Origin of the sequence: Sorangium sp. So ce426 (assembly GCF_051475585.1) — a bacterium.
In the GTDB taxonomy this organism is placed as follows: domain Bacteria; phylum Myxococcota_A; class Polyangia; order Polyangiales; family Polyangiaceae; genus Sorangium; species Sorangium cellulosum_B.
Genome location: NZ_CP150341.1, coordinates 7,995,063 through 8,021,696, shown reverse-complemented (window position 1 = coordinate 8,021,696; position 26,634 = coordinate 7,995,063). Strand labels below are relative to the sequence as shown.

At 70.7% G+C, this 26,634-nt stretch carries 14 protein-coding genes; 7 read left to right on the top strand and 7 right to left on the bottom strand.

The annotated features are described in order from the left end of the window. Positions 1 to 183 precede the first annotated feature (183 nt). The 4 genes from WMF44_RS29625 to WMF44_RS29610 form a co-directional block, all read right to left on the bottom strand. Positions 184 to 2,145 carry a hypothetical protein gene (locus WMF44_RS29625; RefSeq protein ID WP_437293410.1) on the bottom strand — a complete coding sequence of 654 codons (1,962 nt, stop codon included), beginning with the start codon at positions 2,143 to 2,145 and terminating at the stop codon, positions 184 to 186. Positions 2,146 to 2,316: 171 nt separating this feature from the next. Next, on the bottom strand, positions 2,317 to 5,139 hold the full coding sequence (locus WMF44_RS29620) for a cation-translocating P-type ATPase (RefSeq protein WP_437293409.1): 2,823 nt from the start codon (positions 5,137 to 5,139) through the stop codon (positions 2,317 to 2,319). Between the two features lie 13 nt (positions 5,140 to 5,152). Further along, positions 5,153 to 5,989, bottom strand: a complete 837-nt coding sequence (locus WMF44_RS29615; RefSeq protein ID WP_012238103.1) for a PspA/IM30 family protein — start codon at positions 5,987 to 5,989, stop codon at positions 5,153 to 5,155. Positions 5,990 to 6,042: 53 nt separating this feature from the next. Further along, positions 6,043 to 6,432 (bottom strand): hypothetical protein, encoded by a 390-nt coding sequence (locus tag WMF44_RS29610; protein ID WP_437293408.1) that lies wholly within the window; start codon positions 6,430 to 6,432, stop codon positions 6,043 to 6,045. Between the two features lie 387 nt (positions 6,433 to 6,819). On the opposite strand from WMF44_RS29610, the gene WMF44_RS29605 reads away from it, so the two are divergent. Continuing rightward, a complete protein-coding gene (locus WMF44_RS29605) occupies positions 6,820 to 8,370 on the top strand; it encodes a serine/threonine-protein kinase (protein WP_437293407.1) in 1,551 nt (516 codons plus the stop codon). 1 nt (position 8,371) lies between these two features. Next, a complete protein-coding gene (locus WMF44_RS29600) occupies positions 8,372 to 9,763 on the top strand; it encodes a sigma 54-interacting transcriptional regulator (RefSeq protein ID WP_012238100.1) in 1,392 nt (463 codons plus the stop codon). 38 nt (positions 9,764 to 9,801) lie between these two features. Here WMF44_RS29600 and WMF44_RS29595 read toward each other — a convergent pair whose 3' ends face one another. Beyond that, a complete protein-coding gene (locus WMF44_RS29595) occupies positions 9,802 to 11,604 on the bottom strand; it encodes a monovalent cation:proton antiporter-2 (CPA2) family protein (RefSeq protein WP_437293406.1) in 1,803 nt (600 codons plus the stop codon). Between the two features lie 44 nt (positions 11,605 to 11,648). Between WMF44_RS29595 and WMF44_RS29590 the strand changes: the two genes are divergently transcribed. The 3 genes from WMF44_RS29590 (at position 11,649) to WMF44_RS29580 (ending at position 16,948) form a co-directional block, all read left to right on the top strand. Beyond that, on the top strand, positions 11,649 to 13,052 hold the full coding sequence (locus tag WMF44_RS29590; protein ID WP_437293405.1) for a B12-binding domain-containing radical SAM protein: 1,404 nt from the start codon (positions 11,649 to 11,651) through the stop codon (positions 13,050 to 13,052). A 305-nt stretch (positions 13,053 to 13,357) separates the two neighbouring features. Next, positions 13,358 to 14,863: a hypothetical protein gene (locus WMF44_RS29585; RefSeq protein WP_437293404.1), complete on the top strand. Its 1,506-nt coding sequence runs from the start codon at positions 13,358 to 13,360 to the stop codon at positions 14,861 to 14,863. A gap of 522 nt (positions 14,864 to 15,385) precedes the next feature. After that, on the top strand, positions 15,386 to 16,948 hold the full coding sequence (locus tag WMF44_RS29580) for a hypothetical protein (RefSeq protein ID WP_437293403.1): 1,563 nt from the start codon (positions 15,386 to 15,388) through the stop codon (positions 16,946 to 16,948). Positions 16,949 to 16,981: 33 nt separating this feature from the next. On the opposite strand, the gene WMF44_RS29575 is transcribed toward WMF44_RS29580, so the two are convergent. Next, positions 16,982 to 17,503 (bottom strand): hypothetical protein, encoded by a 522-nt coding sequence (locus tag WMF44_RS29575; protein ID WP_437293402.1) that lies wholly within the window; start codon positions 17,501 to 17,503, stop codon positions 16,982 to 16,984. Between the two features lie 527 nt (positions 17,504 to 18,030). Here WMF44_RS29575 and WMF44_RS29570 point away from each other — a divergent pair. Both WMF44_RS29570 and WMF44_RS29565 read left to right on the top strand, forming a co-directional pair. Continuing rightward, positions 18,031 to 22,884: a hypothetical protein gene (locus WMF44_RS29570; RefSeq protein WP_437293401.1), complete on the top strand. Its 4,854-nt coding sequence runs from the start codon at positions 18,031 to 18,033 to the stop codon at positions 22,882 to 22,884. A gap of 423 nt (positions 22,885 to 23,307) precedes the next feature. After that, a complete protein-coding gene (locus WMF44_RS29565; protein ID WP_437293400.1) occupies positions 23,308 to 24,462 on the top strand; it encodes a serine/threonine-protein kinase in 1,155 nt (384 codons plus the stop codon). A 155-nt stretch (positions 24,463 to 24,617) separates the two neighbouring features. On the opposite strand, the gene WMF44_RS29560 is transcribed toward WMF44_RS29565, so the two are convergent. After that, on the bottom strand, positions 24,618 to 25,853 hold the full coding sequence (locus WMF44_RS29560; protein ID WP_437293399.1) for a glycosyltransferase: 1,236 nt from the start codon (positions 25,851 to 25,853) through the stop codon (positions 24,618 to 24,620). Positions 25,854 to 26,634: the final 781 nt, after the last annotated feature.

The following is a 26,634-nucleotide window of genomic DNA, read 5'->3' as shown; positions in this document are numbered from 1 at the left end:
GAGGCGTCTCAAGGTCCTTGTCTCATCGCTTTACGAGGACAGGTAACCTTTCATCATGCTTTCTTCAGGAGCAGGCGAATCGTGACGACACCCGGGCAGCTCACCGCGCGTCACTCGCGGTGAGCCCCAGCGTTGTCTGACGTCGCACGTCGCGCGTCGCGCGCTGCGGCGCCCTCTTCCCACCTACTTGGCGAAGATCGACCCGTTCCAGACGTACCGCGCCGGCTGCGCTCCCCCCCACGGCAGCAGCAGCGGCTCGAAGCCGCCGACGGGCGCCTTGTCCTGGTTGAAGGGGTACGTCTGCTCCGTCCACTCGACGGCCTTCCCCGGGGCGAGCTCGATCCCCATCTTGTCGCCCACGCGAACGAACTTGAGCTCGCCGGCGATCTTCTTGTCGCCGATGCTGCGCGCGACCTCGGCCGCGAAGATCCGCTGGATGCTCTCGCCCTCGACCCGGAAGATCTGCACGACGTCGCGGTCCACGGTCCCGCCGCCCGCCTCCTTGGGCGCGGCCGCGCGGACGGTGCCGTGGACGATGATCTCCGCCTTGCCGTCGCCGGTGAGATCGAGCGCGCGCACCGAGCGGATGTCGGCCGGGGACGCGAACTGCGCGAGCGTCATGAACGCGTACCCCGCGCCGCCCCGGAACCCCTTGCCGAACACGACGATGTCGCGGTCGTGCAGCAGCACTCGCTCGGGCTCCTTGCCGCCGGCCACGTCGGCGCCGAGGTCGAACCGCGGCTTGCTCGACGAGGCGCTCCGGTCGCGCCGGTAGAGGGCGTACACCTTGTCGAGCATCTCGGCCGGCGAGAGGCCGGCCGGCTTCGGCGCGGCCCGCGCCTCCTCGGCCCTCGCCGGCGCCGGGCGCGGCCCCGCGACGCCCGCCTGCCGCTGCTCGCTCGCCTTGGTGAACACCCCGCCCGTCAGCTTGTAGAGCTGCGACTTGATCGACCCCCACGGCAAGAGCAGCGGGTCGTACGTCGTCTCGACCCCCTCCGCGTAGTTGCTCGCGTCGTACCGGGTCGCCTTGCCCGGCTCCACGCGGATCGCCATCTTCTCGCCGTCCGCCACGAAGTCGACGTCGTTGACGACCGATCCCTTGTCCGTCGCGATCGCGATCTCGTGCTGGAAGATCGGCCTCGGCGTGTCGCCGGCGCCGAACTGGAGCACGTGGATCACCTCGCGGTACTTCGCGCTGCTGCCGGAGCGCTTCCGCAGGATGATCTCAGCCTGGCCGTCGCCCGTCAGGTCGCGCGCCGTGAGCGACGGCACCATCCCGTCCTTGGCGTCGACCCCGAGGTCCTCGAAGTAGTACTGCGCGCCCTTCCGGAACCCGGGGCCGAGGACGATCAGGAACCGCTCGTGGACGAGCACCCGCTCCCGCATCGCATCGCCGGCCACGTCGGCGACGAGGTCGTAGCGCGCGCGGCCCTGGATGCCCTTGCTCCGGAGGAGGCCGTCGGCCAGCGCGAGCTCCGGCTCGGTCACGAGCGGCGACAGCGACCCGTATGCCTCCGAGGCGGCGTTGCCGACGACGGCGTCGACCCCTCCGCCGTCGTCGTCGTGGACGAAGAGCCCCGCCCGCAGCCCGACCCGGGTCGTCGCCGCCTCGGGGAACGCCGTCCAGGGGACGCTCGCCTCCAGGGTGTACCCGCCGCTCCGGGGGGCCTCGATGACCCTCGCCCCGGCCACCGCCTTGCCGCCCGGGACCTTGACGCTGCCGGCCGTCTTGCCCGGCTGTCCCGGGTAGAGCGCGACCTCCTGGACCCTTCCGCCCGGGAACCCGATCACGACCTTCACGTGATCGGCGCCGCCTCGCAGCGCGTCGTCGGTCACGTCGGCCGCCACGTAGATCCGCGCGTCGTCGTAGGCGATGGCCACCTGCGCGGCCAGATCGGCCTTGCTGGGCTTGCCCTTGACCTTGAGGCCGAGGGAGGTGAACGCCACCGGCCACTCCTTCGGGATCCCGTCGAGCTTGAGCCATTTCGACTCGACGAGCGGCGCCGCGATCGGCGCGCCGGCGGCGAGGGCAGGGGAGGGGGCGGCGGCGGTCAGCGCCGCCAGCGCGACCGGCGCGAGCGCGGCGACGCGGGAGCCGGAGGCATGGGCCCCCGGCGCACGGAGGTGGTGTGATTTACGTCTCATAAGCTCGGGTTTGGACGCCTCTCCGCGCCCGCTTGTTCTTACCACGAGCACTTTCTTTCCGGATCGCTCCGCGTCGCCGACGTCGCCTACCCGACGCGGCTCCCTGGACGCCGCGAGGCGGCCGTCTGGCAGGCGAGGGAGCTCGGCGGCGCCGAGGCCCTCACCCGGCGGTCATCCGTGGGGCTTGGAGGCGGGCGTGAGGCGGGCGGGGCCGGCGCCTTCGGGGCGGATCCGGCGGTACACGAGCTTTGCGATCTCGACGGCCGGGACGATGAGCGCCGAGAGGACGAGCAGGAGCATCCACTCGTCCGACGACATCGCGTACGTGCGGAAGACCGGGCGCAGCGCGGGCACGAGCAGCGCGATCAGGTGGATCGCCGCGCTCGCCGCGACCGCCAGGAGGAGCGGGAGGCTGATGAGCGGCTTCGACGCGAAGAGCGAGATGACCGGGCTACGGCAGCTCCAGGCGTGGAAGAGCGGCGACAGCGCCAGCAGCGAGAAGGCGACGGCGCGCGTGCGCAGCAGCGCGTCCTCGGTCTGGTCCGACGTCGCGTAGAGCGCGACGGCGGCGAGCCCCATGATCGCGCCGACGTACAGGATGCCGAGGTAGTCGCGCTTGATGAGCAGGCCCTCGTCGCGCGGCCGCGGCGCCTCCGACATGAGCTGCGGATCCGGCGGATCGATGCCGAGCGCGAGCGCGGGCAGGCCGTTCGTGACGAGGTTGATCCAGAGGATCATGAGCGGCGTCAGCGGCGGCCACTTGCCGAAGAACGAGACGACGAACACGGCCACGAGCAGGCCCATGTTCGACGAGAGGAGGAAGAAGATGAACTTCTGGATGTTGCGGTAGATGGCGCGCCCCTCGCGCACCGCCTCGACGATGGTCGCGAAGTTGTCGTCCGCCAGCACGAGGTCCGCCGCCTGCCGCGCCACGTCGGTGCCCCCGCGCCCCATCGCCACGCCGATGTGCGCCTCCCGGAGCGCGGGCGCGTCGTTCACGCCGTCGCCCGTCATCGCCACGATGTGGCCGTGCGCCTTGAACGCCCGCACGAGCCGGAGCTTCTGCTCCGCCGTCGTCCGGGCGAAGACGCGCAGGTGCATGATCCGCCGCCCGAGCTCCTCGTCGCTCATCACCGCGAGCTCCGCGCCGCTGAGCGCCTCGTCGCCCTCGTCCCAGAGCCCGATCTCCTTGGCGATCGCCGTCGCGGTGAGCCGGTGGTCGCCGGTGATCATGACGGCGCGGATGCCGGCGCGGCGGCACTCGGCCACCGCCTCCTTCACCCCCTGCCGCGGCGGGTCCATCATCCCGACCAGGCCGAGGAACGTGAGCTCGCGCTCGACGTCGTCCTCGTCGCGGCTGACCCGCACCCGGCGGCAGATCGCGAGCACGCGCAGCGCGGCCGCGCTCATGCGATCGGCCTCGGCGACGATCGCGACGCGGTCGTCCTCGGACAGCGCGCGCACGCCCTTGTCGTCGGCGAACTTCACGCAGAGCGGCAGGAGCACGTCGACGCTCCCCTTCACGTGCGCGATCTCGCGGCCGCGCTCGTCCCGCGTGATCACCGTCATGCGCTTGCGGTCGCTGTCGAACGGCAGCTCGTGCACGAACGCGTGCGACGGCGCCACCGACTCGCGCGAGTAGTTGCCCTTCGCGGCCAGCGTCAGCAGCGCCCCCTCGGTCGGATCGCCGACGATGTTCCAGCGGCCCGTCGCGTGGTCCTCGTCGAGCGACGCGTTGTTGCAGAGCGCGACCGTCGCGAACAGGTACGTGAGGGGCGCCGAGTGCTCCACGACCTCCGCGCCGTGCTCGTCCCGCAGCGCGCCCTCCGGGTTGTACCCCTCGCCGGTCACCGTGTAGCGGCGGCCGCCCGCGTACACGTTGCGCACGGTCATCTCGTTCTGGGTGAGCGTGCCCGTCTTGTCCGACGCGATGATCGTCGCGGCGCCGAGCGTCTCGACCGCGGGCAGCTTGCGCACGATCGCCCCGCGCCGCGCCATGCGCTGCATCCCCAGCGCGAGCGTGATCGTCGTGATCGCGGGCAGCCCCTCGGGGATGGCGGCCACGGCGAGGCTCACGCCCTCGAGCAGGAGCTCGTGCCACGGCCGTCCGCCCCGGATGAACCCCCAGCCGAGCAGCACCGCGGAGAGGGCCAGGCACACCCGCAGGATCACCGCGCCGAAGCGATCGAGCCGCTCCTCGAGGGGCGTCTTCTGCTCGCCGACCGAGCGGATCATCTCGCCGATCCGGCCGAGCTCGGTGCTCACGCCGGTCGCGGTCACCACCGCGCGCCCCTTGCCGCGCACGACGCTCGTGCCCGTGAAGACCATCGTGACCCGGTCGCCGAGCGGCGCGTCGCGCGCCACCGGGGCGAGCGCGTCCTTGACCGCGGCCGCGCTCTCGCCCGTCAGCGCCGCCTCCTCGGTCGCGAAGCTGATCGTCTGCACGAGCCGCGCGTCGGCCGGGATCGAGTCGCCCGCCTCGAGCTCGAGGATGTCGCCGGGCGCGACGTCCTCGGCCGCGATGATCACGGTCTTGCCGCCGCGGCGCACGCGCGCGTTCGGCGCGCTGAGCTTCTGGAGGGCCTCCAGGGCCGCCTCCGCGCGCCGCTCCTGGTAGTAGCCGAGGAAGGCGTTCAGGATCACGATGAGCAGGATCGCGATCGCGTCGCCGAACCGGTGGAGGAAGCTCGCGTCCTGGTCGGCCGTGAAGCCGACGACCACGGCGATCGCCGCCGCGGCGAGGAGCGTGAGCACGAGCGGGTTCGCGAACTGCTCGAGGATGCGGACGAGCGCGCTCTTCTTCTTCGTCTCGGGCAGGCGGTTCTTGCCGTGCTCCTCGAGGCGTCGCTGCGCCTCGGCGTCGGAGAGCCCGCCGGACGAGCTGACCCCGACGCGATCGAGGAAGGCGCCGACCTCTTCGGCGTGGACAGGGATGGGAGCGGAGGGAGGGGCGTTCGGTCCGGCCGGGCGGAGCGCCGTGGCGGCTTGGCTCATGGGCGGGCGTGCTCTAGCGCTTCATCCTGGCTTGTTCACGTTGTTCTTCGGCTTCGAGCTCCGCGAGCGCCGCCGCGAGCTCGTCCTGCTCGGCCTGGGGCGCGGCGGCCGGCGCGCCGCCCGCGCCGGCCACGCGCACCTGCGGCGGCGGCGCCGCGGCGGGCGGCGGCTCGGGCGGGAGCACGCCCATCTTCCGCTTGAGCGCGAGCAGCTCGTCGTCCGCGCCCGCCGTCGCCTCGAGCTGCCCGAACTTGTGCGCCAGCGTGTCGCCCGTGTACTGCTCGGCGATCTCCCCGGCGGCCTCGGCCTCGGCCTCGATCTGATCGATCTTGTTCGACATCCGGTCGAACGTCTCGAAGGCGGAGGCGTTGTTCAGGCCGCTCATCGTCTCCTGGATGGCCTTCTGCGCCTCGGCCCGCTTCTTCCGGGCGATGAGCACGTTCTTCTTGCGCTTCGCCTCCTCGATCTTGTTGTTCAGGAGGCGCAGCGCCGTCTTCAGCTGGTCGACGGCCTGCTTCTGCTTCTGCCACTGGTCCTTGTAGGAGGTGGCGAGCTGGTCGTGCTCCTTCTTGCGGTTCAGGGCCTCCTTGGCCAGCGCGTCGTCGCCCGCCTTGATCGCGAGCATCGCCCTGCGCTCCCACTCCGCGGCGTTGGCGGCCTCCTGCTCGGCCTGCTTGGCCAGCCGCTTCTCGTCGGCGATCGAGACGGCGACCTGCTTCTTCGCCTCGATCAGCTGGTTTGCCATGTCGATGACGACCTGGTTCAGCATCTTCTCGGGATCCTCCGAGCGGCTGATGAGGTCGTTCAGGTTCGACTTGATGAGGGTCGCAAGGCGCGCGAAAATTCCCATAGATCAGCTCCAACTCTCGGGGTGCGCAGGGTCGAAAGGCGCGGCGGGTCTGCTCAGCTGAGCGCGAGATCGTGCAGCACGGGGACATGGCGGGCGAGCGCGAGATCGATGTCGCTCAGGATCGCCTCGAGCTCGTTCATGTCGAGGTTCTCGAGCTCCAGCGCCGCCGACAGGACGACGGTGCCCGCCTCGATCCCATACGAAGCATGCATCAGATCCGTCGCGTTGTACTCGAGCAGGCGGCGGAAGAGCCTGGTCTGGTGTGCGTCGTCCCCGGGGACGGGGCCGATCGAGACCCGCACCGCCACGATCGGCGGGTCGATGCGGATCGCGATCGGCGGCGTGTCCGGGCCCCCCGAGACGAGGTAGGTACCGGCGTCGTTCTCGAACCGGCGATCGAGCTGCAGGAGGTAGGTTTCGACATCCTCGGCTGTGCGCGGCATGGCGCGGCGAGCCTACAGAATCATGTCGCGTCGGGCTAGTGCCGCGTCCCTCGGATTCTTTCCGGGATTCCGCGCCGCGGGCCGCGGCCCACGGCCTGCGGCCTGCGGCCGCCACCATCGAGGGCGCGCGGCTCGCCGTGGTCCTCCGAGTGGTCCCCCGAGTGGTCCCCCAAACCATGGCGTCCCCTTCGTTGGGTTCGTGCTCCGATCGCACCGGCGCGCTGTCACGCCGTGAGCCCGCAACACGCGCCGCGAGCCGCAACGCGCGCGGCGAGCCGCGTTCTGCGATCGGTTCCGCTCGCTCCCGGAATCACCGCGTTTCCCCGGACGCTCGCTTTTTTCTCACCCGTTCGAGAGTCGCGGTGGTACGGTCCCGATCCAGGTTACGTGGCGATCCACCCGGGCGACGTCGTTGCTGGCTACCGTGTCTCCCGCCTGCTCGGGCGGGGCGGCATGGGCGAAGTCTGGGCAGCAACACGGGAATCGGACAATCAGCAGGTCGCCATCAAGGTCCTGCTCGCGCGCGCCGCGATGAAGCCGGATCTCGTGCGGCGCTTCGACCGCGAGGCGAAGATCGCCTCGGCCATCCAGAGCCCGTACGTCTGCCAGCTGCTCGAGGTCGGCCAGACGGACGAGGGCGAGCACCTGCTCGTGTTCGAGCAGCTCGACGGCGAGTCGCTGGCGGATCGGCTGAAGCGCGAGCAGTACCTGCCGTTCAGCGAGGTCGGCCCGATCATCGACGACGTGCTCCAGGGGCTCGTGGCGGCGCACGCCGCGGGCGTCATCCACCGCGATCTGAAGCCGGGCAACATCTACCTCGAGCACCTCGGCCTGCCCGACCGGCGCGAGCGCGCGAAGATCCTCGATTTCGGCATCTCGAAGCTCACGCGGCGCGAGAAGGAAGAGCCCACGCTCACCGCCTTCGACGCGACGCTGGGGTCGTTCGCGTACATGGCGCCGGAGCAGGTGCGGGGCGCCGCGCGGGCCGACGAGCGGGCCGACATCTACGCGGTCGGCGCGGTGGCCTTCCGGTCGCTGTCCGGGCGGCTGCCGTTCGAGGGGGCGAACGCCGCGGTGCTCGTCGCGATGAAGCTCGACCGCCCGGCGCCGTCGCTCGCCGAGGCGACCGGCGAGAAATGGCCGGTGGGCATCGAGCGCTTCCTCGAGCGGGCGCTCGATCGCCGGCGCGAAGGGCGCTTCGGCTCCGCGGGAGAGGCGCTGTCGAGCTGGCGGGCCATCCAGCCGGCGAACATCACGCGCGCGACGCGCCGCACGCAGCGGAGCAGGTATCCCTCCGAGCTGCCCGACGCGTTCCTGGAAGACAACCCCACGGTCGTCGACGGCCCCCCGACGATGACGGAGAACGGCGGCTTCAGCGACGCCGGCCACAGCTCGCCGCCCCCTGCTTCGCTCGCCCCTCCCAGGGCCAGCACGGTGCCCCCGCCGCCCCCGAGCCGGGCCGCCGCGCCGCCGGCGTCGCCGAGCAGGACCGGCGTGGGCGCGCCGCCTGCGCCGCCGAGCAGGGCGGGCGCAGGGGCGCCACCGCCACCGCCGAGCAGGGCGGGCGCAGGGGCGCCACCGCCACCGCCGAGCAGGGCGGGCGCAGGGGCGCCACCGCCACCGCCGAGCAGGGCGGGCGCGGGCGCGCCGCCGCCACCGCCGAGCAGAGCGGGCGCGGGCGCGCCGCCTGCGCCGCCGAGCAGGGCGGGTGCGCCGCCGCCACCGCCGAGCAGGGCGGGCGCGGGCGCGCCGCCTGCGCCGCCGAGCAGGGCGGGTGCGCCGCCGCCACCGCCGAGCAGGGCGGGCGCGGGCGCGCCGCCGCCACCGCCGAGCAGGGCGGGCGCGGGCGCGCCGCCGCCACCGCCGAGCAGGGGCGGGGGCGCAGAGATTCCCCGGCCGGAGGGTCCGCCTTCGCGCCGCAAGACAGAGAGGCACTGAGTTGCTCGACGCGACGGTAGGCACGAAGAACCGGGTCGAGGTGCGCGGCGGGCGCATCCGCCTCACGAAATCGTCGGCCGCGCGCGGCGGCGGATGGATCGAGATCGGCACCGATCCCGTCATCGTGGGCCGCAACGCCGCCTGCCAGCTGGTCCTCGACGACGCCAAGGTCAGCGCGGTGCACGCCGAGTTCGTCGCCACGGAGCAGGGCGTCCGCGTGCGCGATCTCGACAGCCGGAACGGGACCTTCGTCGGCGGCGTGCGGGTCGGCGACATCTACCTGCTCACGAGCACGAAGCTGCGGCTCGGCGAGACCGAGATCCAGTTCGAGCCCCTGCGGCCCGAGCGCATCACGGTCTCGGCGATCCCGTCGTTCGGCCCGCTCGTGGCGAGCAGCCCCGGGATGCGGGCCATCTTCGAGCGCCTCTCCAAGATGGCGCCGACCGACCTCACGGTGCTCATCACGGGCGAGACCGGCACGGGCAAGGAGCTCGTCGCGCAGGCGCTGCACCTGGCGAGCGCCCGCTCGAAGAAGCCGTTCGTCGTCGTGGACTGCGGCTCGATCCCGCCGACCCTGGCCGAGGCGACGCTGTTCGGCCACGAGCGCGGCGCGTTCACGGGCGCGGTCGACAAGCGCCTCTCGCCGTTCATCGAGGCGGACGGCGGCACGATCTTCCTCGACGAGCTCGGCGAGCTGCCGCTCGAGGTGCAGCCGAAGCTCCTCCGCGCGCTCGCCGAGCGCCGCATCAAGAGCGTCGGCGGGTCGAGCTACCGCGAGGTCGACGTGCGCGTGCTCGCGGCGACGCGCCGCGACCTCGTGCGGGCCGTGAACGGCGGCAACTTCCGGAGCGACCTCTACTTCCGCGTCGCGCAGATCAAGATCGAGCTGCCGGCGCTCCGGCAGCGCGTGGAGGACATCCCCGTGCTCGTCCGTCGGATGCTGAAGGATCTCGGCGACGAGAGCGCCTACGAGCGCGTCTCGAACATGACGCTCGAGCGGCTGATGCGGCACGACTGGCCGGGCAACGTCCGCGAGCTGCGGAACGCGGTCGCCGTCGCGTTCGCGCTCGCCGCCGAGGGCGAGGAGATCGACATCGCGGCGCACCTCGGCGCCCTCACCGAGACGCCGGTGCACCCGAGCTCCTCGCCGTCGATCCCCCCGGGCGCCGGCGGCGGCGCGGCCAGCAGCTCGTTCGCGTCGATGAAGGGCCGCCAGTTCCAGGAGGCGAAGCGCGACGTCCTCGCGCGGTTCGAGCGCGACTACTTCGCCGCCCTGTCCGAGGACGCGAAGGGCAACGTGAGCGAGATGGCGCGGCGCGCGGGCATGGAGCGGGCGCACGTGCGGGCTTACCTCCGCCGCCACGGCATCGGCGCGAAGCAGGAACAGGAGTGAAGGCGTGAGCGAGCCGGCGGCGGCCCGCGCGCTCCGCTTCACACCGCCGCGGCCTCGTCGTCCCTGCCGGACGGCGCGATCTCGTCGGACGCGAACAGGCCTTCGAGCTCCTGCGCCGCCTGCTTCGCCGCCTCGATGAGCTTGACCTCGTCGTTGTGCACCGCGTGCCCGCGCAGGAGCACCTCCTCGTCGTGGGCCCTGAACCGCTCGATGGTCGCGCGGGCGTCCCGCTCCCGCATCCCGAGGCCCTCGAGCACGCGCGCCGCCACCTCGAGCGACGACAGGAACGTCTCCCGCTCCAGCACCGTCACGCCGATATCCATCAGCTGATACGCGTGCTGGCGGTTCCTGGCGCGCGCGTAGATCAGGAGGTCCGGGAAGTGCCGCTTCACCACCTCCGCCGTCTTCACCGACGACGCGACGTCGTCGATCGCCAGCACGAAGATCTTCGCCTTGTCGGCGCGCGCCGCGCGGAGCAGGTCGAGCCGGGAGGCGTCGCCGTAGTAGATCTTGTTGCCGTACTTGCGGACGAAGTCGACCTGCGTCGGGCTCGCGTCGAGCGCGGTGAAGGGGATCTTCCTCGTGCGGAGGACGCGAGAGACGATCTGGCCGAAGCGGCCGTATCCGGCGATGATGACCCTCGGGTCGTCGTCGTCGATCACGTCGAACTCGCGCGCTGGCCCGCCCCCCTGCCATCGCTTCACGAGCGCGTCGCCGAGCGCGATGACGAGCGGCGTGACCGCCATGGACAGCGTGACCACGACGACGAGGAGGTCGGCGAGGAGCCTGTCCATGAGGCCCTGTCCCGCGGCCATCCCGAAGAGGACGAAGGCGAACTCGCCCCCCTGCGGGAGCGTGAGCGCGAGGTCGCGCGCGGAGCCCTTCGCGTGCCCGGCCGCCCTGCCCAGGACGAGCAGGACGGCGGCCTTGAGCGCCATCACGCCGAGGACGAGCCCGAGGACGAGCAGCGGCCGCTCGATGACGAGGCCGATGTTCGCCGACATCCCGACGGCGATGAAGAAGAGCCCCATGAGCAGGCCCTTGAACGGCTCGATGTCCGCCTCGAGCTCGTGGCGGTACTCCGAGTCGGCGAGCAGCACGCCCGCCATGAAGGCGCCGAGCGACATGGAGAGGCCCACCTGCACCATGAGGAGCGCCGTGCCGAGCACGACGAGCAGGGCCGCCGCGGTGAAGATCTCGTGCGCGTGGGTGGCGGCGATGGCCCGGAAGACGGGGCGCACGAGGTAGCGGCCGCCGGCGACGACCGCGAGCAGCACGGCCACGGCCTTGAGCGACGAGGCGACGGCGCTCCCCTCGCCGGGGGCCGCGCCCGCGGGGCCGAGCAGGGGGAGCACCGCGATCAGCGGGATCACGGCGAGGTCCTGGAAGAGCAGGATGGCGAACGCGGAGCGGCCGTGCTGCGACTGCATCTGGCCCTTCTCGGCCAGGATCTGCAGGACGAACGCCGTCGACGAGAGCGAGAGCCCGACGCCCGCGATGGCCGCCGTGTCGGCGCGCAGGCCGAGCGCGGCGCCGATGAGCGCGATGAGCGCGCCCGTGACGGCGACCTGCGCGCCGCCGAGGCCGAACACGGCGCGGCGGAGCACCCAGAGCCGCGACGGCTGGAGCTCGAGGCCGATGAGGAAGAGGAGCAGCACCACGCCGAGCTCCGAGAAGTGGAGGGTGTCCTCGACGTTGGCGATGATCCGCAGCCCCCACGGGCCGAGCAGCGCGCCCGCGACGAGGTAGCCGAGCACCGCGCCGAGGCCGATCCGCTTGAACAGCGGCACGGCGACGACGGCCGCGCCGAGAAAGACTGCGGCGTCAGAGAGCAGGCTCATTCGTCGTGGGTCTCCTTGGGGCTCCGTGATAAGCACGATCCGCCATGCAGATCGAGCTCATCGCCACGGCGAGCGAAGATTCCGCGTACCTGCCTCGTGTGGGGCTCGGCACCCTCGCGGCGCTCACGCCCCCCGAGGATGAGATCATCTACACCGATGACGTCGTGCAGCCCTTCGATCTCCAGCGCGACGTCAAGGACGTCGACCTCGTCGGGATCAGCGTCGACAGCAAGACAGCCCGCCGCAGCTACGATATCGCCGCCGCTTACCGCAGGCGCGGCGTGAAGGTGGTGCTCGGCGGCATCCACCCGACGGCCTGCCCCGACGAGGCCCTGCAGCACGCGGACGCCGTCGTTGTCGGCGAGGCGGAGGACGCCTGGCCCGCCCTGCTCGCGGACGTGAAGCGCGGCGAGCTCAAGCCGTTCTACCGCCCGGAGCTGCCGGATCTCGCGGGCAGGCCCCCGCCGCGGCGCGACCTGTTCACCTCCAAGAAGTACATCCCGTTCCAGGTCGTGCAGACGATGCGCGGCTGCCCGTATCCATGCGAGTTCTGCAGCGTGTCGACGGCGAACGGCACAACGATGCGGTTCCGCCCGACCGACGAGGTGCTGAGCGAGCTCCGGTCGCTCGGCAAGCTCATCATGTTCGCGGACGACAACGTGATGATCCACCGGGCTTACTCGAAAGAGCTCTTCACCCGGATGATCCCGCTGAAGAAGCACTGGATTGGCCAGTGCTCGCTCGCCGCGGTCAAGCGCCTCGAGAACGTGAAGCTCATGGCCGAGAGCGGGTGCAAGGCGCTCTTCATCGGCTTCGAGAGCATCGACGAGGAGACGGTGAAGTTCACCGGAAAGCGGCAGAACCGTCCCTCCCAGTACAAGGACACGATGGCGATGCTCCACGATCACGGCATCTCGGTCTGGGGGAGCTTCGTCTTCGGGTTCGATACGGACGATCCCGAGGTGTTCGATCGCACCGTGGAGTTCGGCATCGACATGAAGCTGACGATGGCGCTGTATGCCATCCTCACCCCGTACCCCGCGACGCAGCTGTACCGCCGCCTCAAGGCGGAGGGGCGCCTCACGGACGAGCGCTGGTGGCTGCGCCGCGACCACGACGCCGGCTCGCCCTATTTCGTTCCCAAGCAGATGTCGCGGGAGCGGCTCCGGGAGGGGTGGGTGTCCGCGTGGACGAAATTCTACTCGCCGTCGTCGATATGGCGCAGGTTCACCCTCACACGGCAGTCGAGCTGGATCCAGCTGGCGGGCTTCTTTCCGCTGAATTTCATGCAGCACACGCTGGCGCACCGCAAGATCGCGGGCGGCGAGCAGCGCTTCCGCTCCGGCGTGCACATCGAGGAGGCGGCCGCGTCGTCCGTGGCGCAGCCGCAGCCGGAGCCGCAGCCCGCGAGGGCCAAGGGCGCTCGGCAGCTCCCGATCATCGGATAGGCGATCCCCTGGCGCCAGCTTCGCGTCCTGTGCGTGCGTGGGCGCCGTCCTGCACGCTGCGGGGCAATGGTACGCCGCGGCGCAATGGTGCCGTGCTCCGCGGCGCATCGGTGGATGTGGGCAATCGACCGCTCGTGGATTGACAGCAGCGCACGGTGAGCGAGCGACATTCTTCTGTCGCGCTTGCAGTGCGATTGTCGCTTGCTGATTTTGCTACACTCGCGTGAGCTCCTGGAATGCCGGGGTGTCGAGCGGGGTGTGAGCCCGCTTTGTCGCGGCATCGAGGATCCCCAAGCGGAGGTGTCATGGGTCGACGTCGGTTCTCCTTCTCGCTCCTCATCGTGGTTGGCGCCGCCGTGTACAGCGCCGGCTTCGCGGCCAGCTGCAGCGCGACGGGTTCGTCCAACGTGCTCGACTCGAGCGGAGCTGACGAAACAGGCGTGGGAGCGGGAGGCACGACCGGCGGAGGCGACGGGCTGGGTGGGTTCCTCGACATCGATGGAGGGGCGGAGCCGCACAGCGATGTGATGGTGAACCCTTGTGGGAGCGCGTGCGGCGACAAGGAGCTATGTACCGGCGCGACCCTCGGCCTGGACGACGACTGCGATGGTTCGATCGACGAGACGTGCGCCTGCATCCCCGGTCAGGCGCACTCCTGCTTCCGCGGCGATCCGTCGTTCCGGAACAGCGAGGGCTGCTTTCCTGGCACCCAGCTCTGCGACGAGACCGGCACCTGGGGCCCGTGCGTCGGCGGCGTGCACGCCGACGAGAAGTGCCAGTTGGATAGCGGCGCTCCGTGCCGCCCGATACAGGCGTCGCCCTTCGCCGATGTGAACCTCAAGGCGGGCACCAGCGCCTTCAGCGCGGACGCGGTCGCGGGCTCCGAGGTGTGGACGGTGGACTGCCCCGATGGCGTCGACCCGTGCCCGGAGGTGAGCGGCTCGGACCCAGCGGACGATTTCAAGCCGCTGCAGTCGGGGGAGTACACCGTCACGTACACGAAGCGCGTCCCGAGCGGCGACACCCAGAGCTGCCAGTACCCGCTCTTCGTCAGCGCGGGCGGCCTGCGCGTCGAGCTCGAGTGGGAGCACGACGTCGGCGACGTCGATCTCGATCTTCACCTCCACAAGCCGAGCAACACCCAACCCTGGAGCATGTCGGGCTCGTCGGTGGACTGCGGCTATTACAACTGCACCATCGAGCACTTCTCGTCAAAGGCCTCGGATATCCGCTGGTTCTTGAACAGCGCGAGGCTGCCGGACCCCGTGAACTGGTACCTCGACCCGGTGCCGGGCAACAACGGCTGCTTCAACGCCCCTCGGGGCGTGGGGAAACAATGGGAGGCCAACGGTCTTGGCTGCCACAACCCGCGGCTCGACCTCGACAACTGGAGGTGCGACCCCGTCGTGACGGACCCCAACGACCCGGACTTCTGCGCGCCGGAGAACATCAACCTCGACTATCCGCCGAAGGGTCAGTGGATGCGCATCGGCGTGTATTACTATGGTCAGGGCAGCGTGAAGCACGATGTCCACCCCCGGATCAAGATCTTCTGCGACAGCGCGCTCGGGGCCGATCTGGGGCACACGGGGTTCTACAGCCCGGAGCGGCGTGTCGCGTTCAAGCCCACGGACGGACACACCATGTTCTGGCTCGTCGCCGACGTGCTCTTCCCCGAGCCGGACGAGTGCGGCCAGGCGGCCTGCGTCGTGCGGCCGCTCTATGAGGACGCCAGCGCGAAGACGCCGCTGCTCACCACGCGGGACGACGCCGAGGCGAGCTTCGGTCCCGCTTACCCGACGCTGCCCTGACCCGCATCCCACCCAGCTCACCGGCCGGGCCTCGCGACGTCAGCGCGCGCGAACGCGTTGACGCGAGCGCACGAGCTCTGCCGGCGCCACCTCGCCCCATGCGCAGAGGTCGTGAGGCGCAACGCCACACCGGCCAGCAAGGCGAGCTTCGTGGTGATCTGTCCGAGGATGATTTCTCTGATTCATCGGGTAACCTGGTGGTTCGCCTGACTCCGCATCTGGCGAGAGCGCGTCTCGCCGGCTGAAGGCGGCTCATTGTGGCCATCGCCGGCCGGCGTCCGTGCTAGGGAGTCCTCCTCCAGCGACTCACCCTGCTGAGTCTGCATGGAAGGTGTTCTTGTTGCTCGATGAGGGTCGGGGCCTCGTGAACTGCCGTCCCGAGCCGCGCTTTCGCGCGCGCTGGGGACACCGGTATCCGCTTTGCTTCACGCTGTAGTGCCTGGTGAACGGCGCGCTTCGCCGTGGCGCGGAGCGGGCGCAGGCCGCCGCGACACCGCGTCTAGGTCTCCAAGTGGAGGTATCATGTCTCGTCTTCGTGTCTCCTCCGTGCTCCCCGTCGTGATCGCGATCGCGGCGTCGGGCGCCGGTTTCGCGGCCGGCTGCAGCGCGGAAGGCAAGCGGCTCACGTTCGATCTGACCACGGGCGGCAGCTCGCACGCCGACGAGGCGGCCAGCGCCGGCGGGGCGGGCGGCGCCGGCGTGGCGACCGCCCAGCCTGGCGACTCGGAAGGCTACGGCGGCTTCCTCGGCGATATCGATGGAGGGGCGCACGAGGGCTTGCCGGTGACGATCAACCCGTGCGGGAGCGCCTGCGGTCCGACGGAGCTGTGCGGCGTGGATGAGCTCGGCGTCGATCACGCCGGGCTGGACGACGACTGCAACGGGATGATCGACGAGCGCTGCGGGTGCATCGCCGGGCAGGCGCACTCCTGCTTCCGCGGCGATCCGTCGTTCCGACGCAGCCCGGGGTGCTTCCCCGGGACCCAGATCTGCGACGAGACGGGCACGTGGGGCCCCTGCGTCGGCGGCGTGCACGCGGACCAGGACTGCCACCGGAACGACGTGGCGGGCTGCCACCCGCTCCAGGCGGCGCCGTTCGCCACCGTCGATCTGAAGGAGGGCACCGGCTCGTTCAGCGAGGACGCGCGGCCGGACTCCGAGGTGTGGACGGTGACGTGCCCGCCGGGCGTGAACCCGTGCCCCTCGGTGGGCGGGCAGGGGCCGGCGGATGAATTCAAGCCGCTCCAGTCGGGCGAGTACACGGTCACGTACACGAAGAGGCTTCCGAGCGGCGAGACCGCGAGCTGCGTTTACCCGCTGTTCGTCGGCGCCCGCGGCCTCCGCGTCGAGCTCGAGTGGGAGCACGAGCCGGCCAGCGTGGATATGGACCTCTACCTCCACAAGCCGGACAACATGCAGCCCTGGACGGTCGGCGGCTCCAGCGCCGCGTGCGGTTACGGGAACTGCACGCTCGACAGCCTCTCGGGCGGCTCGGCCATCACGTGGTTCAGCGACACGGCGACGCCCCCCGAGCCGGTGAACTGGTACCTGGATCCGGAGGAGACCAACAACAGCTGCTTCTACGCGCCTCGCGGCGTGGGGGACGACTGGCGCGCCCACGGCAGGGGGTGCCATAGCCCGCGGCTCGATCTCGACAACATCTCCTGCTCCCACCGCACCACGGACCCGGACGACCCGACCTTCTGCGCGCCCGAGAACATCAACGTCGATTTCCCGCCCAAGGCCAGCTGGATGCGCATCGCGGTGCACTACTTCGGCGGCAGCGTGTCGTTCGACGTGCACCCGCGGATCAAGATCTACTGCAACGGCGAGCTCGGGGCCGACCTTGGGCCCACCGGCTTCTACGACCCCGAGGTGCCCGTCGCCTTCGTTCCGGAGGACTCGGGCGACAGGTTCTGGCTCGTCGCCGACGTGATCTTCCCCGAAGCGGGGGAGTGCGGAGACGATACGTGCGTCGTCCGGCCGATCTACCGGGACGAGACCGTGAAGACGCCGTACCTCTCGACGGTCCGCGACGTCCGCAACGACTTCGGTCCGGCCTACCCCAGCCTGCCGAGGCCCTGACGGCGCGGCGGTGGCCGGCGGCGGGCGCGCCCCTCACGCCTCGACGCCGGCCCGTTTGAGGAAGGCGAGCGCGGGTCCGAGCGCGTAGGCGGGCGCCCTGCCCAGGCGAAGCTGCTCTCCGGTCGACAGGTGGAGGAGCAGCCAGCGCGGCGCGAGGCCCGGCTCGTCGACGTCCGTGTCCGAGGCGGGCGGGGTCGAGACGCCGACGATCGTCTGGATCGGCAGGATCCGCCGGAAGCCACGGCCGTCCTGGATGAGCTCGTCGCGCTCGAAGTCGAGGCGGAACAGCCCGTGGAGCCGGCGGCGCCGGCGGACGGCGAGCAGCGCGGCGGCGGCTCCGGCGGTCCACGTCCCCGCGATGAAGAGGATGGGAAAGGGGGCCGCGCGCGCCGCCACGATGCCCGCCACGACGAGCGAGGCGACGAGCGCGAACGCGGCGACGCGACGGACGGCGAGGTCGAGGCCGTCGCCACGGCACTCGCAGACGAGCACGGCGGGGCCTTGCGCCAGGATGGTGCCGTCGGTGTTCGAGAGCAGGACGTCTCCGTCAGGCACTGCGGTCCTCCCGATCGGGTGAGGTGGTCGAATACCGCAGCCTCGCGGGCGAGGCGAGGGGCGACGGGAGAGAAGCTCGCGCCGGGCATCCTGGACGTCAACCAAGCTTCGCGCTGCGTTCTCCTACCTCCGAACGTTTACGTTTACGTTCACGTTCACTTTGGTGATCGATGGCGGGGTGGAGGGGCACGCGCTTCGTGCCCTGAACGTGACCGAATCCGTCCCCGCCCGGAGAGGCTCGGCAACAGGCGGCGGCGGCCGTCAATCGCCTAACGCCCGGCGGCGCAGCGCGGCCGCGCCGTGAGCGGGGCGCGAGGCGAAATGGCATTGAATGCCCGTGGATTGTCCAGGAATGGCGAGGGTGTGGCGCGCGTGGTACGTGGTATGCCGCGGTGCCGGCGTGGGCGAGCAGGCCCGCCCCCCGCGCGACCGGGGCGGTCGTCGCGGCGACTCGGGCCGAGGTTCTCATGGGGGCATTCGCGCTCGGGACCGAGCTGCCAGAGGAGGACTCTGCGATGAGGTGGATCGTGAGACAGGCATTGCTCGCGGCAGCGGTGTGCTCGATCGCGGGCTGCGCCGAGGAGCGGCCGGCCATCAGCCAGGTTCAGGCGAACGCGCTGGCGAAATCGTTCTTCGTCGGCGCCGATCTGCAGAGCAGGGAGGACGATCCCGAGTTCTGGGCGCGGACCACGGTGGTCGACGTGGGCTACGGCGCCTCGCAGGACGGGCTCTTCTCCTCCTCGTACGCTCAGGCCGATGTCGCGCGCATCAAGTGGATCATCCAGGAAGACCTCCTGCTCGGGCGCCTCACCTACGAGCGCGTGAACGACAGCGACGGCAAGGGCGCCGGCTCCGCCACGGACGATGGCGTCGTGGTCGTCGCCTACAAGATCCTCTCCCACTTCGACGTCCAGCGCGATTACAACCGAGCGACGGGGGAAGAGAGCAACGTCATCGTCGAAAATACGACCGACCGTCCATGGGTTGAGCGCGAGTACATGCGGGTCGACTGGTCGAAGAACCTGAACGTCGACTCCTACGACTTCGACACGCTGTCGCTCATCGGCGTCTACGGCGGCGTGCAGTACGAGCCGCTCTCCTACTACGTCAGCGACCCGAGCCACCCTGACGCGCCCCATTTCGACCCCGAGGAGGGGTATTTCGACGTCACCAACAAGGCCTTCGCGGTGCCCCAGCTCGTCGATCTCAGCCACCTCGGGTGGGGCATCGACAGCTTCCCGGCCTGCATGCTCGACACGGACTTCACGGGCGGCACCGCGCCGGTCGGATCGTGCAACCCCGTCGAGATCACCCTCCGGCAGTCGTTCCGGCGCGTCGTCGATCGGGACTACGAGCCGGCCGAGTGGGACGGGTACCGGTTCCGGGCGTTCGGCGCCTTCGTGCGAGAGCGCTTCGGCTACGCCCGCAACTACGGCATGAGCGACGCCAAGTGGCACCGCATGATCTCCCGTTACAACATCTGGGAACGCAGCCACTACTACGACGATCCAGAGAGCATGACGGGCGAGATCCCGTGCTTCACCCCCGAGACCACCCCCGCCGGCGCAGATCCGCACCGCGACCAGGACCGGAACGGGACCGAGGACGAGTGCGAGGTCGTCACCGGGGCCTCGATGGCCCGGGATGGCGGGATGGAGGCGGTGGGGCCCGGCTCGCGGTGCGACACCTTCAAGCAACGGTGCACCCTGCCCTACCAGCGGCGCGAGGCCGTGCCGCAGGCGTGGTACGTCACCTCGGACAGCAACCCCGACTATTTCGTCGCCACGGACATGGCCGCCCACGAGTGGGACGTCGCCCTGCGCAGCGCCGTCGTGACCGCCAAGTACACCGAGTGCGTCCGGACGCACGGGGACGCGGCGCGCTGCGGCGAGGCGTTCCCTGTCTACGACGGGCAGATGGACGATGACGCCGACGCCATCGCGCTCTCGCGCGAGGTCGACGCGTGCCGGCGCGGCGCGGCGCGCGAGGGGCAGCCCTGCGAGGCCCTCGCCGACGAGATCGGCGCGCGGCGCGGGACCTCGAGGGGCGTCATCGCGCTCGCGAAGATGCCCGAGATGATCGTGCTCTGTCACAGCCCCGTCGAGGCGGACGACCCCGAGGCGTGCGGCGGTCCGCGGCTCCCGGCGGGCGTGACCGCCAGGATGTGCAGCGACGAGCGCCGCAAGGAAGCAGGGCGGGACCCCGCGCTGATGGGGGCGTGCCGCGAGGCGCTGAACGCGCGGATCGGCGACCTGCGCTATCACCAGATCAACAACTTCGAGGCGCCGCAATCGCCCTCCGCCTGGGGCATCTACAGCGACTCGGAGGACCCGCTCACCGGCGAGAAGGTCGCGGCGAGCATCAATGTCTGGACCCACGTCAGCGACATCTGGAGCCAGGGCGTCGTGGACACGGCCCGCTACATCAAGGGAGAGCTCAAGACCGAAGAGGTGACCGACGGCGATTACGTCCGGGACTGGGCGCAGGCGAGCGAGGGCGCCTCGCGGGGCGGCGCGCTGCCGCGGCTGACGCGGGAGGAGCTCGGGCGGCGGATCGCCCGGTCCGCCGGGGTGGACGAGGCGGCCGTCTCCGAGGGCACCGGCCAGATGGCGCAGAACCCGGCGCTGCGCGAGAGCCTCCGGCGGCTCTCGAAGGAGGTGCGCGGCATCGCGGCCGACGCCACGGCGCCCGACAGCATGCGCGGGATCTACGAGGCGCGCCGCAGGGCCGCGGCGGGCACCGAGCTCGAGGCCGAGCTCACGACGAAGGCGATCCAGGAGCTCACCGGCGTCGCGGGGCTGCCGCTCACGGACGAGGTGATGCGCCTCGCGTCGCCGCTCCGAGGGGCGAACCCGAGCGTGCGGCGCGAGCTCGCGAACCTGAAGGAGATCGCGCTCGCCGAGCGCGGCGCGTGCGTGATGCACGAGGCGCCGGCGCCGCTCGCGACCGCCGACCTGGCGGACCTCCTCGAGGAGAAATTCGCGAGCAAGCACGGGCGCTTCGGCGAGGGGGACGCCGCGCAGAAGGCGCGGCGCGCCGAGGCCATGCGGCGCTACCTCGCGCAGCGGGCGCACACCTCGGTGATCCTCCACGAGATGGGCCACTCCGTCGGGCTGCGGCACAATTTCGTGAGCTCCTCCGACGCCTGGGGCTACCGGCCGCAGTACTGGCAGCTCCGCACGAGCGATGGACGGGTGAAGACGCCGTGCGAGACGCTCTCGGAGGACGGCGAGGCCTGCGTCGGGCCGAGGTATTACGACCCCGTCACCGAGAACGAGCGGAAGAACCTGATCTGGATGTTCATGCAGTCGTCGGCGATGGATTATGCCGGCGAGCCCACGCAGGACCTCATCGGGCTCGGCGCCTATGATTTCGCCGCGGCCCGCCTCTTCTACGGCGATGCCGTCGCCGTGCACGCCGACCCGAGCTACAAGGCGACCACCCCGCGCGGCAAGGGCGTGCTCGCGAAGATCGACGATTTCGGCGGCGTCCTCGGCATCCAGCCCGAGTACGACGACGAGGACATCCATTACTCCGAGCTGCAGAGCAAGTACGAGCTGATCACGCCGCGCAGCTGCGTCGAGGTCGACCCGAGCGCGTTCGTGCCCTCGGACTGGGACGAGGAGCTGGACGGCGTCTGGCACCCCTTGCTCGACGGCCTGCTCGTGTCGATCGACGGCAAGACCACGCGGTGCCGGCAGCAGAAGGTCGATTATGTCACCTGGCGCGCGCTGGAGACGCCGGAGGACGTGAAGGGACCCTCGGTGGACCCGGCGGGGCGGACCCGCCTGCCCTACGGCTTCGCGACCGACCGGTGGGCCGACCTCGGCAACCTGAGCGTGTACCGGCACGACAACGGGGCGGACGCCTACGAGCTCTTCAATTTCTTCGTCACGCAGCAGGAGGTGAACCACATCTTCGACAACTACCGCCGCGGCCGGCAGGCCTTCAGCGTGCGCGCGGCGTCGGAGCGGACCCTGAACCGGTACAACGCGAAGATGCGCGACGGCGCGAAGGGCCTCGGGCTCATCATGAACATCTACCGCGAGTTCGCGCTGGACCGCGGCTACGATTTCGACACGTTCTGGGTCCAGGCCGCGAACAGCCTCTTCAAGGAGAACACCCTTGCGGCCGGGATCGCGTTCGATCACTTCTCGCTCCAGATGGCGCGCCCGCAGCCGGGGGAGCACTTCCTGCCGGACGGGGACAACGTCCTCCGGTCATCGAGCGACGTGTTCGGCGATCCCGGGGAGCCGCTGGTGGTCGTCCCGAACGGCGCGACGGGCTATTTCGGTGATATCGCCGTCGGGGGCAAGCCGCTCGAGAACGCGCTCGCGGCGGACAAGGGCGAGTACGACTCGTCGTACACGATGAACGCCGGGGCCTATTACGACAAGGCGTGGGTGTCGATGCTGATGACCGAGTCGGTCGACAACTTCATCAGCGACTCGCGGCACGACTTCCTCGACGCGCGCTACCGGGCGGTCTCGCTCGCCGACGTCTTCCCGGAAGGGTACCGCCGCTGGCTCGCCAACAACCTCACGGGCGACGACGCCCTCAAGGGCGTGCGCGTCGAGGCGGACCAGCGCGGCCGGCCGGTCCGGGACGCGAGCGGGTATCCGGCCGGCGCGCTCGGCTGGACCTCGTGGTGGGCCGAGAGCGGGCCGGAGAGCTGCTTCCCCGCGGCCGGGAGCATCGTCTGCAGCTCCTATGGCGCGCCCGACAGCGCGCCGTGGAACCCGCGGGCCCCGGCCAAGGTCGCCATCCTCGACCCGCAGATCGGCTGGGAGCAGCAGAAGTTCCTCATCGCGTGGACCCTGCTCTACCTGCCCGAGAACCAGAAGCAGAAGTGGCTGGACATGATGCACGTCTGGGAGGCCGGGGCAGACGCCGATCCCGGCTTCCCGGACCGGATCGAGCTCCACCACCCGTCCGGGAAGGTGTTCGTGGCGAAGGCCTACGGGACCGAGACCGTCTTTGGCAAGATCGTGCAGAAGGGCATCGGCGCGCGCGTCCTGGAGTATGGCAATGAGCTCCTGGCCAAGGCGTATGTCACCGAGCCGGGGCCCGACCTCGACGGCGACGGCAAGGCGGACTGGCACAAGGTGAAGCCGAACCCGGAGACAGGGCAGCCGATCGTGCGGTGGGATCCGACGATCGCCGCCATCGCGGACGACGGCGAGGTCCTGCGGGAGGGCGTGGACGGCTGCAAGGCGGACGCCGACGCGGACGACGACGATTTCAGCGATTTCTACGCGTGCACATGCTCCTCGAACCGCGCTTGCGGCGCGCTCGAGAGCTACCTCTCGGTGCCCGCCTTCATCCGGCAAGCGCTGGGGGCGTTCAAGCTGGGTGATCCGACGATGAAGGGCCTCCACTGAACCCAGGCCTCACGATACCGAGCACATCCGAGCACATCCGATGGCAGTCTCACGATGACGAGGCGGACCGCCTGGCGACGCCACAAGGGTCGGGGCATTTTGCCGCAAGGGGGCGATTCGCCACACGCGGTGGCGCGTTCACCGCGGCGCTCCGGGTGCGCCGGCGTGGCTCGGGTTTTGCTGAACTTTTCCATGAAATGACGTGCTGCTGGAGAGCGCCCACCCCATGCGGCTCCTGTGTCGGTGACGCAGGACGGCCGGGCGGGTCGCGGTGCCGACGAGCTGCAACCCGGGCCTGCCGTCGTGGCGCGCGGATTCGATCGTAGCGCCGCCGCCGGGACACGGGAAACGCAGAGCAGAGTGGCTCTCCCGCGCCGCGAGCGCCGGGGGCGCCGCTGGCTCGAGGTACGGAGAGGACCAGCGATGGAGTTCGAGAATGTCACGCACGTCCAGAGAGCGCAGGCGCGGGTGGGAACGTCGCTCAACGGCGCGTGGCGGCTGGACGCGCTGATCGGCCTCGGCGGGATGGCGGCCGTCTATGCCGCGACGCACCGCAGGGGCCAGCGGGCCGCGATCAAGCTGCTGCACCCCGAGCGGGCGAGGGATCGGGGCGATCGCGCGCGGTTCCTGCGCGAGAAGGCCATCGCGCAGACCCTCGATCACCCGGGGGTCGCCGCGGTGATCGCGGACGACGTGACCGAGGATGGATCGCCGTTCCTCGTGATGGAGCTCCTCGAGGGAGAGAGCCTCCTCCAGCGCTGGAAGGCGCAGAGGGGCCCGCTCCCGCCGGCCGAGGTCCTCTCCGTGAGCGAGCAGATCCTGGAGGTGCTCGAGGCCGCGCACGCGAGGGGCGTCGTTCACCGGGATCTGAAGCCTGACAACATCTTCCTCACGCGAGAGCGCGGGGTGAAGATCCTCGATTTCGGCATCGCGCGCCTGCGGGCCCCCTCGGGGCAAACCTCCCTCGTGGGGCTCCGCGCGATGGGCACGCCGGCGTACATGCCGCCCGAGCAGGCCCGCGCGCGCTGGGATCTCGTCGATGCGCGGACAGACCTCTGGGCGCTGGGCGCGACGATGTTCTCGCTGCTGACGGACCGATACGTCCAGGAGGCGCCGACCGTCAACGAGCTCTTCTTCCTGAGGATGACCTGCCCGATTCCGTCGCTCGCGCGGATCGCGCCGTCGATGCTTCCGGCCGTTGTGCGGGTGGTGGACCGCGCGCTCGAGTTCGCGCAGGCGGATCGCTGGCCGGATGCGCGGTCGATGCTGGCCGCTGTGCGCGAGGCGCATGCCGCGCTCGCGCTCGCGCCACCCCGGAGCACGCTGGTGCCGCCGCCCCGGAGCACGCTGGTGCCACCACCCCGGAGCACGCTGGTGCCGTCACCCCGGAGCACGCTGGTGCCGTCACCCCGGAGCACGCTCGCGCCGGTGACGGACCTGCGCGACCCCTGCGCGCTGGACGAACGGCCGCCTTCGGGTCGTCCCCAGGCGCGGCTTTCTCGTGCGGCGGCGCTCTCGTCGCCGCCGTCGCTCGCGACGAACGCGCGCGCGCGCTCGACGATCCCTCGCGTGCCGTGAAGCGAGCCCGAGGCGGCGACGGCCTGCCCGCGGCGGCGGGCGACGCGCTTGCCGCGCCGTTTGCGTTTCGCCCTGGGTGTGTGGCCGGGTGATGGGGGCGAGCCTGCGAGCGGCTCGCCGGGTGATGGGGGCGAGCCTGCGAGCGGCTCGCCGGGTTATGCGCTCAGGCCTGCGAGCAGCTCGCTCGGCCGCAGCACGCCTCGCCGCTCCGACTCGCGCCGGGCGAGGAGGGTCTCGTAGATATCCATGTAGCTCGCCATCATGCGTTCGGCCGAGTAGCGCCGCAGCGCGAGCTTCCTTCCGCGCTTGCCCATCGCCGCGGACTGCACGGGATCCCCCTTGAGCGCGGCGAGCTTGGCGGCGAGCGCGCCCTCGTCGTCCGACGGGACGAGGAAGCCCGTCTCCCCGTCGGCGATCAGGGCAGGGATGCCACCCACGGCGGTCGAGACCACCGGCAACCCGGTCGCCATGGCCTCCACCATGGAGAGCGGCAGACCCTCGGACTTCGACGACAGGACGAAGACGTCGCTCGCGGCGAGCAGCCCCGGCACGTCGTGCCGTTCGCCCGCGAAGACGACGCGGTCGCTGATGCCGAGCTCTTCGGCGAGGGCGCGCAGCGAGGCGGCTTCCGGCCCGTCTCCGACCAGGAGGAGGCGCGCGTTGCCCGAGTCGCCCGACAGGATCCCCGCGGCCGCGCGGAGCAGGAGCGCGTGGTTCTTGACCTGCGACAGGCGGCCGACCGCCCCGGCGACCCACGCGTCCTGGGGGATCCCGAGCTCGGCCCGGATGCGGTGCCGGGCTGCGGCGTCCGGCCTGAAACGGGAGAGGTCGATTCCATTCAAGACCACATGAAGCTTCGAGCTCGGTACCTCTTTGTGCTTCAGCATGAAGTCGGCCGTGGACTGCGACACGGCCACGTGCGCGTCGGCGAGCCTGGCGGCCATGTGCCGCAGCCACGCCCTGCGCCCCTGATCGAACATGGCGCCGTGCAGCGTGTGGCACACAGGCACACGGTGCAGCCGGCCCGCGGCCGTGGCGTAGATGAGCGGCAGCTGATTGTGCGAGTGCACGATCGAGACACCGTGCTTGGCGAAGAACGCCGCGAGCTTCCCGGGGAGCTTGAGGTCGAAGCCGGAGCGCTTCGGCAGCATGTGCACCGCGACGTCGCGCTCCCGGAGCTGCGCCGCGCGCGGCCCGTCGGGGTTCGTCTCGATGCCCACGACCATCACCTCATGTCCCGCGGCGCGCTGCAGCGCGGCCAGATCCACCACGACCTGCTCGGCGCCGCCCACCTGGAAGGAGTTCAGTACGTGTGCGATCACGAGGCGGTCGTGGCGTGCTCCGGTCATCGTCGCATGCTCGGTGGTCTTCATATCGTAATCTATGCTCATGGTTCCCCTCTGGGGTGCGCTTCGGGCGCATGTGGTCCGACCTGAGAGAAACCCCTCCTTCGTGTCCGCGTGCCCAGGGGGGCAAATTACCACAGCATCTACGGAGCGAGGAGATTTCTCTGTGTGTCCCCTCGATATGCTGGGTACCGCTGGATTGACGTGAGGGGATGTCTTCATCGGCCCGTCCGGTGACTACGTGTGATCGCGCCTGTGGCAGATGGCAACAGCTGTGACAAAGAGCGTCGCGGCGGCTCCACGTGCGTGCCAGGGCGGCTCTCCCTGATCCAGGACAGCAGCGATGCCACGCCGATGTTCCGGTAGAAATGCCGGAAACCGCGCATTTTTTTCGGAACGTGGAAGAGTCCGATGTTCATGCAGGCCACCGGCAGGAATTCATGCGAAAAGCGTGCAAGCTGCCTCACGCGTGCCGGCAGGACATCTGCACCCTCGATGCCGCGACGGTGAGGGTGTCGTCTTTTGTGGGTGTATGTGCGGGTGATGGTGTCCCCTGGGAACGCGGGCCGCTGATCCGGCGGTGTAAGGGGTTCGGGGGAGGGCTGCGATTGGGCCCGGCGGCGTCGCGGATCGTGCTCCTGGGAGCACGGGCGGACCGCGGTGCTCTATGCGGGCGGGGTGGCAGGTGGGGCTGTGCGGCGATGGCACGGTGGGCCGCTGTGCGGCGTGCGGCGTGTGGGGAGCACCGGTGAGGTGCGGAGCCAGCTGTCCCCCGCCCTCGCGGTCACGGTGGACGGGCGGGGGACAGCTGCTCGACAGATGGGCT